This is a genomic window from Pseudomonas marginalis, from assembly GCF_008692035.1.
Lineage (GTDB): Bacteria > Pseudomonadota > Gammaproteobacteria > Pseudomonadales > Pseudomonadaceae > Aquipseudomonas > Aquipseudomonas marginalis.
This window is the reverse complement of record NZ_VTFG01000001.1, coordinates 2,215,714-2,228,735: the sequence shown is the minus strand read 5'-3', so window position 1 is coordinate 2,228,735 and position 13,022 is coordinate 2,215,714. Positions and strand designations below refer to the sequence as shown.

Genomic DNA, 13,022 nt, shown 5'->3' with positions numbered 1-13,022 from the left:
AAATAGCTCCAGACAGCAATGCGCGGAGTTTACCGTTCGAGGGCGAGAAGTGCACAGAACAAATGTGGGAGGGGGCAAGTCGCACCGCCCCTCCCACATGTACTGTATTTACAGCTTTAGAAGGGAGCCGGGCACTCAAAGCGCAAGCGCTCACCGCTTTGCGGGTGAGTGAAGCTCAGCATGCTCGCGTGCAGGCACAGGCGCGGCCAGGCAGCCAGGGCCTGTTCATGGGCATACAGGCCGTCACCGAGCAACGGATGCCCGATGGACAGCATATGCACGCGCAACTGGTGCGACCTTCCGGTAATCGGCGTCAGCTCGACGCGGCACCAGTCGCCACAGCGTTCCAGCACTTTCCAGAAGGTCAGCGCATGCTTGCCGAACTCGTGGTCCACCACATGGCGCGGTTTGGTCGGCGGGTCGTAGCGCAGGGGCAGGTCGATGCTGCCGCTGTCCAGTTCCGGCTGGCCCCAGGCCAGCGCGGTGTAGGCCTTTTCGGTTTCGCGGTCGTGAAACTGGCGGGACAGTTCGCGATGGGTATCGGCATCCCGGGCCAGCAGGATGATCCCCGAGGTTTCCCAGTCCAGGCGATGGACGATGCGGGCTTCGGGGTAGCCGTTTTCCTGCAGGCGGGTGATCAGGCAGTCCTTGTTGTCATCGGCGCGGCCGGGCACCGAGAGCAACAGGGTCGGCTTGTTCACCACCAGGACAGCGTCGTCCTGATGCAGGATATGAATAGTGGACAGCGGCATTAAACAGCCTCGCAACAAACGCCAACGGCGGCTCGACCACCCGGTTCCCGCGAAGGGATCAAGGTGACCGAGCCGCCGTGGCGGCCGCCTGTTCGATCAACGATCAGGCAGGGTGATATTGAGTTCCAGAATCGAGCAGCTGCCGTCATTTTCCAGGGCGACATGCACGTCATCGTTGCCGATATTGACGTACTTGCGGATCACCTCCACCAGCTCCTTCTGCAAGGCTGGCAGGTAATCCGGGGTACTGCGTTGGCCGCGTTCGTGCGCCACGATGATCTGTAGACGCTCTTTCGCGACCGACGCGGTGCTTGGCTTTTTGTTGGCGCGAAAGAAGTCGAGAAATTTCATTGTTTAGTTGCCTCCAAAGATACGCTCGAAGAATCCCTTCTTCTTAACATCGAGGAAGCGATGTTCCACGGTCTTGCCCAGCAAGCGATCAACCGCATCGCTGTACGCCTGGCCGGCGTCGCTCTGGTCGTCGAGAATCACCGGGACGCCCTGGTTGGAAGCCTTCAGCACGGCCTGGGATTCCGGGATCACACCCAGCAGGGTTACGGCGAGGATTTCCTTGACGTCTTCAACACCGAGCATTTCGCCGTTGCTGACGCGCTCAGGGTTGTAGCGGGTGAGCAGCAGGTGTTCCTTGATCGGGTCCTGGCCTTCCTCGGCGCGCTTGGACTTGCTGGCCAACAGGCCGAGCATGCGGTCCGAGTCACGTACCGAAGACACTTCCGGGTTGGTCACCACGATGGCTTCATCGGCGAAGTACATCGCCAGGTGAGCACCGGTTTCGATACCGGCCGGGGAGTCGCAGACCACGTACTCGAAGGTTTCCTTCAGTTCAGCGAGGACCTTGCCTACGCCTTCCTTGGTCAGCGCATCTTTGTCGCGCGTCTGGCTGGCGGCCAGTACATACAGGTTCTCAAGGCGCTTGTCCTTGATCAGGGCCTGTTGCAGGTTGGCTTCGCCGTTCACCACGTTGACGAAGTCGTACACCACGCGGCGTTCGCAGCCCATGATCAGGTCGAGGTTACGCAAACCGACGTCGAAGTCGACGATGACTGTCTTGTGGCCGCGCAGAGCGAGGCCGGTACCGATAGCGGCGCTGGTGGTGGTCTTACCCACACCACCCTTGCCGGATGTAACCACGAGAATCTTGGCCAAGGTGTTTCACCCCTAAGGAAAAAGGACTTTTCAGCCCCTGAAAAACATCTCTTGGAACTCGCCGCAGGCGGACAGCCTTTGTAGGAAAAAAGACGGGTTTTCGCAGGAAAAACGCCAACCTTCAAATGTTCCTACGCAAGTAATGCCAGTTTCGCTGTGCTATCAGAGTCTAGAGATGCTTGGAAAATGCGGCAGTATCCGTTAAAGACGGATGATGTTCAACACATCGCCCGACAGGCTGACCTGCACCGCGGCTCCCCACAGCGGATCGCGGCGCAAATCTTCCGAAACCTTGTACTGGCCCGCGATGGACACCAGCTCAGCGGTCAATTGCTGGCAAAAAATGCGCGCCTTGGTATCCCCCTTGATGCCGGCGAGGGCACGTCCGCGCATCGGGCCGTATACATGGATATTGCCATCGGCGAGAAGTTCCGCGCCGGGACTGACCGAAGAGATCACCACCAGGTCGCCGCCCTGGGCGTAAATCTGCTGTCCGCCGCGTACGGGCGTGGTGATTATCTTTGTAGGCTTGATCGCAGGTTCCGCTGGTTTTTCCGGTTTTTTCTGCACTTCGCCGACCAAAGGTTCCAGTGGACGCTCACGCGCGCCGGAGGGTGGCAGTACTGGCAGTTCAATGGCGATGGCGGCGGCAATGTCTTCGATGCGGCTGGCACGAATCGCCAGGGTTCGCAGGCCGTGGGAGCGGCACACGCGCATCAGGCCGGGCAGGTCGATGCTGCCCTGGCCGGCCGGCAGTTTGTCCAGGGCCAGTACCAGCGGGGCGTTGTTGAAGAAGTTCGGCGCCAGGGCGACCTTGGCGGCGAGCTGGCGGTCCAGGGCGTCGAGGTCGTTGCGGGCCAGTTCCAGCACGGTGATGGCGAGCATGCTGCCTTTCAGCTGGAACACGGGATCTTGGTCTAGCGGTTCGGTTTGGCTCATGGTCGGCAAAAAGCGGCTTGTCACGAAAAGTGTCGAGACTTATAACGAGAACACTCACTGGCCGCAAGCCGAGTCGAACCGTTGTAGAATGCGCGGCCCTGTCTTTCCCGGAATCTGTAATGGATCGCCCGCGTTTTCGAGCTGTATTTTTTCACCCGCGCTTTTGGCTGTTATGGCTGGGACTCGGCCTGCTGTGGCTGGTGACCCAACTGCCGTACCGTGCGCTGCTGACCATTGGTCGCCTGCTGGGTGCAGGCATGTACCATGTGGCCGGCGAACGTCGCCGCATCGCCGCCCGCAACCTGGAACTGTGCTTCCCGGAAAAATCCCCCGCAGAGCGCAAGAAGCTGCTCAAGGAAAACTTCGCCTCCACCGGCATCGCCTTCTTCGAAATGGCCATGAGCTGGTGGTGGTCGCGCCAGCGCCTGGCGCGCCTGGCCCATGTCGAAGGCCTGGAACACCTCAAGCAGGCCCAACTGGATGGCAAGGGCGTGATCCTCATGGCCCTGCACTTCACCACCCTGGAAATCGGCGCGGCCCTGCTGGGGCAGAAGCACACCATCGACGGCATGTACCGCGAGCACGGCAACCCGCTGTTCGACTATATCCAGCGCCGTGGCCGCGAGCGGCATAACCTCGACTCCCTGGCGGTCGAGCGCGAAGACGTGCGCGGCATGCTCAAGCTGCTGCGTGCCGGCCGCGCCATCTGGTATGCACCGGACCAGGACTACGGCGCCAAGCAAAGTATCTTCGTGCCGCTGTTCGGCATCCAGGCCGCCACCGTGCCTGCCACCAGCAAGTTCGCCAAGCTGGGCAAGGCGCTGGTGGTGCCGTTCACCCAGCAGCGCCTGGCGGACGGCAGCGGTTACCGCCTGGTGATCCACCCGCCGTTGACCGACTTCCCCGGCGAAAGCGATGAAGTCGACTGCCTGCGCATCAACCAGTGGGTGGAAGCCTCGGTGCGTGAATGTCCCGAGCAATACCTGTGGACCCACCGCCGCTTCAAGAGTCGGCCACCGGGCGAACCCAAGCTGTACGAAAAACGCCGTCGCTAAGACCGAATTTCCCCCACATGGAGTGATGCAATGCGCGCAGCTGAACCGGTTACAGGCTTGATTCTTTCCGGCGGCGGGGCGCGAGCGGCGTATCAGGTGGGGGTATTGGCGGCGATTGCCGAGCTGTTGCCGCCGGGGGCTCCCAATCCGTTTCCGGTGATCGTCGGCACGTCGGCCGGTGCGATCAATGCGGTGAGCCTGGCCAGCGGTGCGATGGACTTCACGGCGGCGATCCAGCGCCTGACTGCGTTCTGGCAGGGGTTTCGCAGCCACCTGGTATTGCGCAGCGATTGGCCGGGGGTGGTGCGCCAGGCGAGTCGCTTCTTTACCCACAGCTTGCTGGGGCTGGGCCGGCAGTTGCCGGTGGCGCTGCTCAACAGCTCGCCGCTGCGGGACTTGTTGCAGGACAAACTGCATTTGGCAGGTATCGACGAGGCCATCCGCCAACAGCACCTGCATGCGGTCGCCGTCACGGCCTTCGGCTATGAATCCGGGCAGGCGGTGACCTTCTATCAGGGCGGCGGCACCATCGACGCCTGGTTGCGCCATCGGCGTATCGGAGTGCCGACGCAACTGACCGTTGAACACCTGCTGGCCAGTTCGGCGATCCCCTTGCTGTTTGCCCCGGTGAAACTCGACCAGGAATACTTCGGTGACGGCGCGGTGCGCCAATCCGCCCCCATCAGCCCGGCGCTGCACCTGGGGGCGACCCGGGTGCTGGTGGTGGGTGTCAGCGGTAACCCGCGGGGCAATGAACCGATGGCGCAACGCACCTATACCGGCCAGGAGCCGACGTTGGCCCAGATCGGCGGGCATATGCTCAACAGCACGTTCATTGACAGCCTGGAAAGCGATATCGAACTGCTGGAGCGTCTGAACCAGTTCAGCCATCACCAGCCAGCCGACAGCGCGGCCCGTGGCCTGGCACCGGTGGAAGTGCTGGTCATTGCGCCAAGCCAGCCGATCGACGAAATCGCCGCAAGGCATCGGCAGGAATTGCCGGCGGCATTGCGTCTGTTCCTGCGTGGGCCGGGGGCGACCAAGACGAGCGGGGCAGGGGTGCTGAGTTACTTGCTGTTCGAGGCGGGGTATTGCAGCGAGTTGATTGAGTTGGGCAGGAAGGATGCGCTGGCCAAGCGTGAAGAGATCATGCGGTTCCTGGGCCTGCCGCCTATCTGAATGTGGGAGGGAGCAAGTCCCTCCCACATGTGTCTTGCAGTGGCTTTTAGAAGTGATACTTGACCAGGAAGCTCGCCGTGTCCTGGGTCGTCTTGAACGCGCCGGAATCCTCGATCCCGTACTTGTTCTTCCAGTAGTCGTATTCAAAGCCCACGTACAACTGCTTGTCGCCCCAATGCAGCGCCTTGCCCAAGTCGTATTTGACCTGCGGGTTGAAGTGCAGGTTGGCGTGGTAAGTGCCACGGGCGTTCTTGTCGTTGTCCACCACCCAATCCATGAAGCCGTCGATCAGGATATTCGAGTTGCCCACCGGCAGGGTGTACGACCATACCGGGGTGATCTGCCATACACCGTCGCCTGGGCGATTGCCTTCGGTCTGGCGCTGGTAGAAGTTCAGCTGGAAGTAGTCGAAGCCCGGGATGTTCAGGTCGAAGCCAGGGCCGAGCAGGTACGACTCGTTGTCGCCTTCGCCGAACTCATACGTGAAGGCCAGCAACACATCCTTGATCGGGCCGAAGGACAGGTCCTGGTCGAAAATCTTGCCGAACGACAGTCGCGGGCTGATCTCACCGTAATACGTGCTTGGGCCGACGTTGCCGTCTTCCTTGCCGTTGTAAAAGATGCGGTCGACGAAGACGAAGTTGTCGCCGTACTTCCAGGCATCGGCATGTTCGAACGTGACGGTTTGCTGGATCTGCGGGTTGACGGTAAAGCTCTTGCCCCACAGATACGTCAGGCTGTTGTTCTGCCACTGCAACAAGTCACCGGCCACGGCCTGGCCGCCGGCCAGCAGGGATCCCGCCAGCATCAGGCCTTTGAACAGAGGTTTCATTCGGTTGCTCCCGAGTTAAAGTTTTATGGTTTTTCTTCTACACAAGCGCTCTGGTGCGGCGCCTTTAGTGGTTACAAAAGTGGTCTGAATGGTCAGCTTTATTACTACAGCAAGACCCGCGCCAAGGCGGTAAACAACCGTCGATTCAAGCGGGCGCGGAGAATACTGGCTCCCACGTCAGGGCTCAAGTGCGCCGTTACAGCGCGCACAGGGCGACAATGGGGCACGTGTCAGGTATGGGCGGGGTCGACTACGGGGCGTTCGGCCCCGCCGAGAATGTTGAACAGGATATTCAGCGACAGTGCGCTGAGGGTCGCCATGGCGATGCCGCTGTGGGTGATCGGGCTCATCCATACGGGCAACTGTGCGAAGAACTCCGGGCGCACCACGGGGATCAGGCCCATGCCGATGCTCACCGCCACCAGCAACTGGTTGCGACGGTCGGCGATATCGGCCTCCTGGAGGATCTTGATGCCGGTGGCCGCCACCATGCCGAACATGGCGATCGCCGCCCCGCCGAGCACCGCCGGGGGAATCGACGCCACCAGGTACGCGGCCTTGGGCAACAGGCTGAGCACAATCAGGAAGGCACCGGCCATCATCGTCACCGAGCGGCAACGCACGCCGGTCATCTGCACCAGGCCGATGTTCTGCGCGAAGGAGGAATGGGTGAAGGTGTTGAAGAAACCGGCGAAGAACGACGCACCGGCATCACACAGCAAGCCACGGCGCAGCATTTTCGGCGTGACGTCCTGGCCGGTGATCTTGCCCAGCGCCAGGAACATTCCGGTGGATTCGACGAAGATAATCACCACCACCAGGCACATCGACAGGATCGGCGCCAGTTCGAACCTGGGCATGCCGAAGTGCAGCGGCGTCACCACTTGCACCCACGGCGCCTGGGCCAGGCCGCTGAGGTCAACCATGCCGATGGCCCCGCACAGGGCGTAACCCAGGCCCATGCCGATCAGCACCGAGATATTCACCCAGAAGCCGCGCATGAAGCGGTTGATCAGCAGGATGGTCGCCAGTACCAGGGCGGCAATCGCCAGGTAAATCGGTGAGCCGAAGGTGGCCGCTGCGCTGCCGCCACCGGCCCAGTTCACGGCCACGGGGAACAGCGACAGGCCGATGGCCGTGATCACGGTGCCGGTCACCAGCGGCGGAAAAAAGCGTACGACCTTGGACATGAACGGTGCGATCAGCGTGCCGAAGAACCCGGCGGCGATGGTGGCGCCGAAGATGCCCTGCAAGCCGATACCGGGCATGCCGGCCATGGCGACCATGCTGCCCACAGCGGCGAAACTGGCGCCCATCATCACCGGCATACGGATGCCCACCGGGCCGATGCCGAATGACTGCACCAGGGTGGCGATGCCGGCTACCAGCAGGTCGGCGTTGATCAGAAAGGCGATTTCTTCACGGCTCAGGCCGGCGGCCTGGCCAATGATCAGGGGGACGGCGACGGCGCCGCCGTACATCAGCAAGACGTGTTGCAGGCCTACCAGAATCAGTTGCAAGAGGGGCAGCCGCACCATGGCGGGTGCGGCAGGAATCTGCGGTTCGACTAACTCGGTCATGCAACACCTCGGATCTTTTTTATTTTTGTGTTGTGTGGAACGCAATCTTCAAAACACTGCAGGTCCAAATGTGGGAGGGGGCAAGCCCCTCCCACATTGGAACTATGTGAATCTGTTAGTTGGTACGCGCCCCCTGATTGATCCAGGTGCCAATCAAATCCCGCTCCTGCTGGGTCATCTGGGTGATGTTGCCCAACGGCATGATCTGGCTTGCCACGGCCTGCGCCTGGATACGTGCCGCCTGTTGCTGGATCTGCGCCGGTGTATCGAACATCACGCCGGCCGGGGCGGTGCTGAACAGCGGGCTGGTGGGTTTGGCCGAATGGCACACGGCGCAACGCTCCTGGATCACCCCGTGGACCTTGTCGAAATCAATCGTCGCCTGGGCAGGCGCAGGTGCGGCGGCCGGAGCTGCCGGCGCGGCGGGTTTCAAGCCACCGCCCAATGCGGTTTCCGGCAACGGTTGGTACTCAATGGCCGCCGGTGCCTTGGCGACTTCCGCCACCGGCTTGGGCCCGGTCACATACGCCAGGCAAATCATGGCCAACGCACCCACGGGCAAGGTCCACGCATACTTCTGGCTGTTATGCCGCGTGTTGAAGTAGTGCCGCACCAGCACCGCTGCCACCGCGATCCCCGCCAGGATCAGCCAGTTGTATTGGCTGCCGTAGGTGCTCGGGAAGTGGTTGCTGATCATGATGAACAGCACCGGCAGGGTGAAGTAGTTGTTGTGCCGTGAGCGCAGCAGCCCCTTGGCCGGCAGGGCCGGATCGGGCGTGCGGTGCTCGGCGATCGCCGCCACCAGCGCGCGCTGCGCCGGCATGATGATGCGGAACACGTTACCGACCATGATGGTGCCGATCACCGCGCCCACGTGCAGGTACGCACCACGGCCGCTGAACACTTTGCTGAAGCCGTACGCGGCGGCAATCAACAGCACGAACAGGATCAAGCCGAGCAGGGCAGGGCGTTTGCCCAGGGCCGAGTCGCAGAGGAAGGAGTAGATGAACCAGCCGGCGAACAGTGAGCCGATGCCCAGCAAGACGCCTTCGCCGCCACTGAGGCTGCTGCCGGGGGCGAGCAGGTACAGCGTCGGGTTTAGGTAGAACACCACGCACAGCAGCGCGACGCCCGACATCCAGGTGAAATAGGCTTCCCATTTGAACCAGTGCAGGTTGTCCGGCATGGTCGGCGGGGCCAGTTTGTATTTTTCCAGGTGGTAGATACCGCCACCGTGGATCGCCCACAAGTCACCGGACAGGCCGTCCTTGGGGTTGACGCGGTTGAGGTTGTTTTCCAGCCAGACGAAGTAGAACGAAGCGCCGATCCAGGCGACGCCAGTGATCATGTGAACCCAGCGCACGCTGAGGTTCAGCCATTCCAACAGATGTGCTTCCACAGTCTTTACCTCTCGCCTGTCACCCTTGTTGTCGGGTGATCCGGCCTTCTCTTATTGGTGGGGGGCGAGGATCAACCGCTCATCCTCTTTGAAAAAATGCTCATCGCAGTTATTGCCTGTGCCACTGCGATCAACCACCAGGAAGTCATCCCGCTTTTCGATCGTCAGCACCGGGTGGTGCCAGACGCCGCGATGGTAATTGATGCCCTGCCTGCCGTTGGTGACGAAGGCGCGGACCAAGCCTGATACAGGTGCATCGCCAAGTGGCGCGACCACGATCAGAAAGGGGTTGCCGAGCAGCGGAATGAAGGCCTGGCTGCCCAGCGGGTGTCTCTCCAGCATGCACACGGTCAACGGCATATCCAGCGCGTCGGCGCGGAAGATGCTGATGATCGCGTTGTCTTCAGGCTGTGCGGTTTCTACCGTTGCCAGCTTGTGAAAGCGCATGGTCGACCCGTTGTTGATCATGAAGTGATCGCTGCCGTCGGTTTCGATAACGTCTCCGAAAGGGGCGAAGGCTTCTTTGGTCAGGGGTTCGATCATCAGTGTGCGCATGGCTGTCTTCTTATCCGAGTTCTGTGTTGTTAAAACTATTTTGTGTGTGGCAATGAGCTTATGTGGTGAGCGGGCTTGCCCGCGCTGGGCTGCGAAGCGGCCCCAACAAGATCATTGCGTTTCTTCTGTGAAAACGCGGTGTCTGCTTCCAGGGTCGCTTCGCGCCCCAACGCGGGCGGTGCGACGATTCGACAAGCCCGCTCACCACAACAAGCTCTTTTGCCACAGGATTCAGCGTTTACCTGGAGACTTTACCCAGCACACGCAGGCGACTCACACCGCCATCCGGGAACACGTTCAGGCGGATATGGGTGATCGGCCCCAGCGCCTTGATCTGCTCGGCGAAGGTGTGTTCGGCGTGCATTTCCAGTTTCTGCGCCGGCAGCAGTTCGCGCCAGAACAGCGACTGGGTTTCGATCTGGCTGTCGGTGCCGCCCTTCACGAAGGCGCCCTGGATCGAGCAGGTGTCCGGGTAGTTGCCCTTGAAGTGCAGGGTGTCGACGATGATCTTCTCGATTTCGCCGGGGTGGCCCAGGGCGACGATCACCCAGTCATTGCCTGGCGTGCGACGACGGGCAGTTTCCCAGCCATCGCCCATGTTGACGCCACGGCCTGGGTTGAGAATGTTGCTCATGCGCCCGAAGTGTTCATCGGAACACGCCAGTGCGCGACCACCGTTCAATGCGGCAGCCAGGTCGATCTGTTCGTTGTCGCCCACTGCCGACCAGTCGCGGAACGGCACGCCGTACACACGCAGACGGGCCACGCCGCCATCCGGGTAGATGTTGAAACGCAGGTGGCTGAACGCCTGGTCGTTGCTGATCTCGTGGTAGTGGTGGCTGTTGCCTTGCAGCTCGACGGCCGACAGGACTTCTACCCACTGGGTGTTGTCGTCAGGCTCGCCCGAGGCCAGGAAGCAGGCTTCCAGGGAGGCCGACGGCGGGTAGTTGCCGGTGAAGAATGACGTGTCGATGTCCACGCCCTTGATCGAGCCCGGTACGCCCAGGCGGATCACTGCGCTGTCGTAGCCTTCGAAGCGCTTGCGGCGTGACTCCCAGCCGTCCATCCACTTGCCGTTGTCATCGAAAACGCCCTCCTTCCACACGGCCGGGGTCGGCTGGAACAGGCGGTTGGCGTCGGCGAACCAGTCATCTGTCACGGAGATGATCTTGGTGCCCAGGCGGGCGTCGGCCAGGTTGACGAACTTTTCGAAAGGTACGGCGTAAGCTTTCATTCTTCTTGTCTGCCTTAAATTGAGTGGCTGGGGATGGTCGTTTAGAGGGTCAGTAAACGGAACAACGCGATCTTGTTGATCTCGTCCAGCGCGCACTTGAACTCGGCATCCACCGAGTTGTGAATGCGGGTTTCGAACGCGGCGAGAATCTGGTGCCGGTTGCTGCCTTTTACCGCCATGATGAAGGGAAACTTGAACTTGGCCTTGTAGGCATCGTTCAGCTCGGTGAAGCGTGAGAACTCTTCGGCCGTGCAGTGGTGAATCCCCGCGCCAGCTTGCTCATCGGTGCTGGCTTGGGTGAGTTGGCCCTGGACGGCCGCTTTGCCGGCCAGGTCCGGGTGAGCGTTGATCAACGCCAGCTGACTGGCGTGATCGGCGCTCAACAGGATGTCGCTCATGCGCTGGTGCAGGGTTTCGATCTGGTCGATCGAGGCGTCCTGGCCCAGGTCGAAGGCCTTTTCGGCCACCCATGGCGAGTGTTCGTAGATGTCGGCGAAGGCCTGGACGAAGGCGTCACGGCTCAAGGTCGAGGGTTTCAAGGTCTGGAAGGCGCTCATTTGGCCGCTCCCTGGAACGGGTGTACGTCATGCCAGTGGCGGGCGATGTCGACGCGGCGGGTGAACCACACCTGGTCATGGCCCTTGGCGTATTCGATAAAACGCTTCAACGAGGCCAGGCGCGCCGGGCGGCCGATCAGGCGGCAATGCAGGCCGATGGACAGCATCTTCGGTGCCTCGGCGCCTTCGGCATACAGCACGTCGAACGCGTCTTTCAGGTACTCGAAAAAGTCATCGCCCTTGTTGAAACCCTGCACCTGGGTGAAGCGCATATCGTTGGTGTCCAGGGTGTAGGGGATCACCAGGTGCGGCTTGCCGGTGGGGGTGTTGGGTTCCCAGTAGGGCAGGTCGTCGTCGTAGGTGTCGCAGTCGTACAGGAAGCCGCCTTCCTCCATCACCAGCCGCCGCGTGTTCGGGCCGGTGCGCCCGGTGTACCAGCCCAACGGGCGTTCGCCGGTGAGTTCGGTGAGGATGCGGATGGCTTCGAGCATATGCTCGCGCTCCTGGGCCTCGTCCATGTATTGGTAGTCGATCCAGCGGTAGCCGTGGCTGCAGATCTCGTGGCCGGCGTCGACCATGGCGCGGATCACATCCGGGTGACGCTGGGCAGCCATGGCCACGGCGAAGATGGTCAGAGGAATGTCGAATTCCTTGAACAACTTGAGGATGCGCCACACGCCGGCCCGGCTGCCGTATTCGTACAGCGACTCCATGCTCATGTTGCGCTCGCCCTGCAGCGGCTGGGCCGAGACCATTTCCGAAAGGAAGGCTTCGGACTCTTTGTCACCATGCAGAATGTTGCGCTCGCCGCCTTCTTCGTAGTTGAGTACGAACGACAAGGCGATGCGTGCCTTGCCCGGCCAGTGGGGGTGAGGAGGGTTACTGCCGTAACCGATCAGGTCGCGTGGGTAGTCAGCGCTCACTGCAGTCTTCCTTCTTGTTCGTGGTAGCAAGTGTGTGGCGGCCAGCGGAAAGACTGGGTGGCGTCACAGCGATGGGCTGATTGTATACAACTTAATGGTCACTTTGTAAGCCTGTATTTCCGCATTTTTTCCGTGGAGTTGCCGCCGTTCAGCACTGCAAGAAACTTGCCCGATTGGTCAGTAAACGGACAAAAGGTCTTTTAAAAGCAAGGCTTGCTGGGAAATCCCGCCGAGGATCGAAGCGTCGCAGCCTGTGCGAAACTTTGTGATTTTTATTGTGTACAATTTTTATTAAAAGTGTCTTAATCGGCCCATCAGCGGTTTTTTGATGCCCCGTAAAGGTGCAGCCTATTTCACTTCATGCAAGGGAGCCCGCCCCATGGGACGACTGACGACACACGTACTCGACGCAGCCCACGGCTGCCCCGGCAGCGCCATCCAGGTTGAGCTGTACCGCGTCGACGGCACGCAGCTGGAACTGGTCGCCACTGCGCTGACCAACAGCGATGGCCGCTGCGACGCGCCGTTACTGCAAGGTGATGACTACCGCAGCGGTGTCTACCAATTGCAATTCAGCGCCGGCGATTACTACCGCGCCCGCGGTGTGCAATTACCGGAGCCGGCCTTCCTGGATGTGGTGGTATTGCGCTTCGGCATCAGCGCCGAACAGGATCACTACCATGTGCCCCTGCTGATTTCGCCCTACAGCTACTCCACCTATCGCGGTAGCTGAGTCGTCACCTGGTTACACCCCCAAGCTCTTCGTTGGTTTTTCGCCCGCCCACACTGCGGGCTTTTTTTGTGCGCGGCACCCGTCAATTATCTAGCGCCCCTTGGGCGTTTGCGCTGC

At 61.1% G+C, this 13,022-nt stretch carries 14 protein-coding genes; 3 read left to right on the top strand and 11 right to left on the bottom strand.

The window, feature by feature from the left end; translation table 11 throughout:
• Nucleotides 1–116: 116 nt before the first annotated feature.
• From FX984_RS10395 to minC, 4 genes are all read right to left on the bottom strand, one after another.
• Nucleotides 117–752 carry an RluA family pseudouridine synthase gene (locus FX984_RS10395; RefSeq protein WP_027603908.1) on the bottom strand — a complete coding sequence of 212 codons (636 nt, stop codon included), beginning with the start codon at nucleotides 750–752 and terminating at the stop codon, nucleotides 117–119.
• Between the two features lie 96 nt (nucleotides 753–848).
• A complete protein-coding gene (gene minE / locus FX984_RS10390) occupies nucleotides 849–1,103 on the bottom strand; it encodes a cell division topological specificity factor MinE (protein ID WP_003175252.1) in 255 nt (84 codons plus the stop codon).
• Between the two features lie 3 nt (nucleotides 1,104–1,106).
• A complete protein-coding gene (minD, locus tag FX984_RS10385; protein WP_003175251.1) occupies nucleotides 1,107–1,919 on the bottom strand; it encodes a septum site-determining protein MinD in 813 nt (270 codons plus the stop codon).
• A gap of 201 nt (nucleotides 1,920–2,120) precedes the next feature.
• The gene (minC, locus tag FX984_RS10380) at nucleotides 2,121–2,858 is read right to left on the bottom strand and encodes a septum site-determining protein MinC (protein ID WP_146476767.1); all 738 of its coding nucleotides are present in this window, start codon (nucleotides 2,856–2,858) and stop codon (nucleotides 2,121–2,123) included.
• A gap of 119 nt (nucleotides 2,859–2,977) precedes the next feature.
• Between minC and FX984_RS10375 the strand changes: the two genes are divergently transcribed.
• Both FX984_RS10375 and FX984_RS10370 read left to right on the top strand, forming a co-directional pair.
• A complete protein-coding gene (locus FX984_RS10375) occupies nucleotides 2,978–3,913 on the top strand; it encodes a lipid A biosynthesis lauroyl acyltransferase (protein ID WP_092486438.1) in 936 nt (311 codons plus the stop codon).
• A gap of 30 nt (nucleotides 3,914–3,943) precedes the next feature.
• Nucleotides 3,944–5,092: a patatin-like phospholipase family protein gene (locus tag FX984_RS10370; protein WP_027603911.1), complete on the top strand. Its 1,149-nt coding sequence runs from the start codon at nucleotides 3,944–3,946 to the stop codon at nucleotides 5,090–5,092.
• Between the two features lie 46 nt (nucleotides 5,093–5,138).
• Here the strand turns inward: FX984_RS10370 and FX984_RS10365 are convergent, their stop codons facing one another.
• From FX984_RS10365 to puuE, 7 genes are all read right to left on the bottom strand, one after another.
• Nucleotides 5,139–5,924, bottom strand: a complete 786-nt coding sequence (locus tag FX984_RS10365) for an outer membrane protein OmpK (protein WP_027603912.1) — start codon at nucleotides 5,922–5,924, stop codon at nucleotides 5,139–5,141.
• 230 nt (nucleotides 5,925–6,154) lie between these two features.
• Entirely contained in the window at nucleotides 6,155–7,504 is a 1,350-nt protein-coding gene (locus FX984_RS10360) for a nucleobase:cation symporter-2 family protein (protein WP_146476705.1), read from the bottom strand.
• A gap of 115 nt (nucleotides 7,505–7,619) precedes the next feature.
• The gene (locus FX984_RS10355) at nucleotides 7,620–8,903 is read right to left on the bottom strand and encodes a urate hydroxylase PuuD (protein ID WP_027603914.1); all 1,284 of its coding nucleotides are present in this window, start codon (nucleotides 8,901–8,903) and stop codon (nucleotides 7,620–7,622) included.
• Between the two features lie 51 nt (nucleotides 8,904–8,954).
• The gene (locus FX984_RS10350) at nucleotides 8,955–9,458 is read right to left on the bottom strand and encodes an ureidoglycolate lyase (protein WP_027603915.1); all 504 of its coding nucleotides are present in this window, start codon (nucleotides 9,456–9,458) and stop codon (nucleotides 8,955–8,957) included.
• 238 nt (nucleotides 9,459–9,696) lie between these two features.
• Nucleotides 9,697–10,692: an allantoicase gene (gene alc, locus FX984_RS10345; protein WP_027603916.1), complete on the bottom strand. Its 996-nt coding sequence runs from the start codon at nucleotides 10,690–10,692 to the stop codon at nucleotides 9,697–9,699.
• A 41-nt stretch (nucleotides 10,693–10,733) separates the two neighbouring features.
• Complete coding sequence (uraD, locus tag FX984_RS10340) at nucleotides 10,734–11,249, bottom strand: 2-oxo-4-hydroxy-4-carboxy-5-ureidoimidazoline decarboxylase (protein WP_027603917.1); 516 nt, start codon at nucleotides 11,247–11,249, stop codon at nucleotides 10,734–10,736.
• On the bottom strand, nucleotides 11,246–12,172 hold the full coding sequence (puuE, locus tag FX984_RS10335) for an allantoinase PuuE (protein WP_027603918.1): 927 nt from the start codon (nucleotides 12,170–12,172) through the stop codon (nucleotides 11,246–11,248). The genes uraD and puuE overlap by 4 nt, the downstream gene beginning before the upstream one ends.
• A gap of 379 nt (nucleotides 12,173–12,551) precedes the next feature.
• Here puuE and uraH point away from each other — a divergent pair, with 379 nt between their 5' ends.
• Complete coding sequence (gene uraH / locus FX984_RS10330) at nucleotides 12,552–12,905, top strand: hydroxyisourate hydrolase (RefSeq protein WP_027603919.1); 354 nt, start codon at nucleotides 12,552–12,554, stop codon at nucleotides 12,903–12,905.
• Nucleotides 12,906–13,022 lie beyond the last annotated feature (117 nt).

What these genes read in the sequence shown, in the direction of transcription:
- minC (WP_146476767.1), bottom strand. Translation starts at nt 2,858, where the DNA reads ATGAGCCAAACCGAACCGCTAGACCAAGATCCCGTGTTCCAGCTGAAA.
- uraH (WP_027603919.1), top strand. Translation starts at nt 12,552, where the DNA reads ATGGGACGACTGACGACACACGTACTCGACGCAGCCCACGGCTGCCCC.
- minE (WP_003175252.1), bottom strand. Translation starts at nt 1,103, where the DNA reads ATGAAATTTCTCGACTTCTTTCGCGCCAACAAAAAGCCAAGCACCGCG.
- alc (WP_027603916.1), bottom strand. Translation starts at nt 10,692, where the DNA reads ATGAAAGCTTACGCCGTACCTTTCGAAAAGTTCGTCAACCTGGCCGAC.
- uraD (WP_027603917.1), bottom strand. Translation starts at nt 11,249, where the DNA reads ATGAGCGCCTTCCAGACCTTGAAACCCTCGACCTTGAGCCGTGACGCC.
- FX984_RS10360 (WP_146476705.1), bottom strand. Translation starts at nt 7,504, where the DNA reads ATGACCGAGTTAGTCGAACCGCAGATTCCTGCCGCACCCGCCATGGTG.
- FX984_RS10395 (WP_027603908.1), bottom strand. Translation starts at nt 752, where the DNA reads ATGCCGCTGTCCACTATTCATATCCTGCATCAGGACGACGCTGTCCTG.
- FX984_RS10365 (WP_027603912.1), bottom strand. Translation starts at nt 5,924, where the DNA reads ATGAAACCTCTGTTCAAAGGCCTGATGCTGGCGGGATCCCTGCTGGCC.
- FX984_RS10350 (WP_027603915.1), bottom strand. Translation starts at nt 9,458, where the DNA reads ATGCGCACACTGATGATCGAACCCCTGACCAAAGAAGCCTTCGCCCCT.
- FX984_RS10370 (WP_027603911.1), top strand. Translation starts at nt 3,944, where the DNA reads ATGCGCGCAGCTGAACCGGTTACAGGCTTGATTCTTTCCGGCGGCGGG.
- FX984_RS10375 (WP_092486438.1), top strand. Translation starts at nt 2,978, where the DNA reads ATGGATCGCCCGCGTTTTCGAGCTGTATTTTTTCACCCGCGCTTTTGG.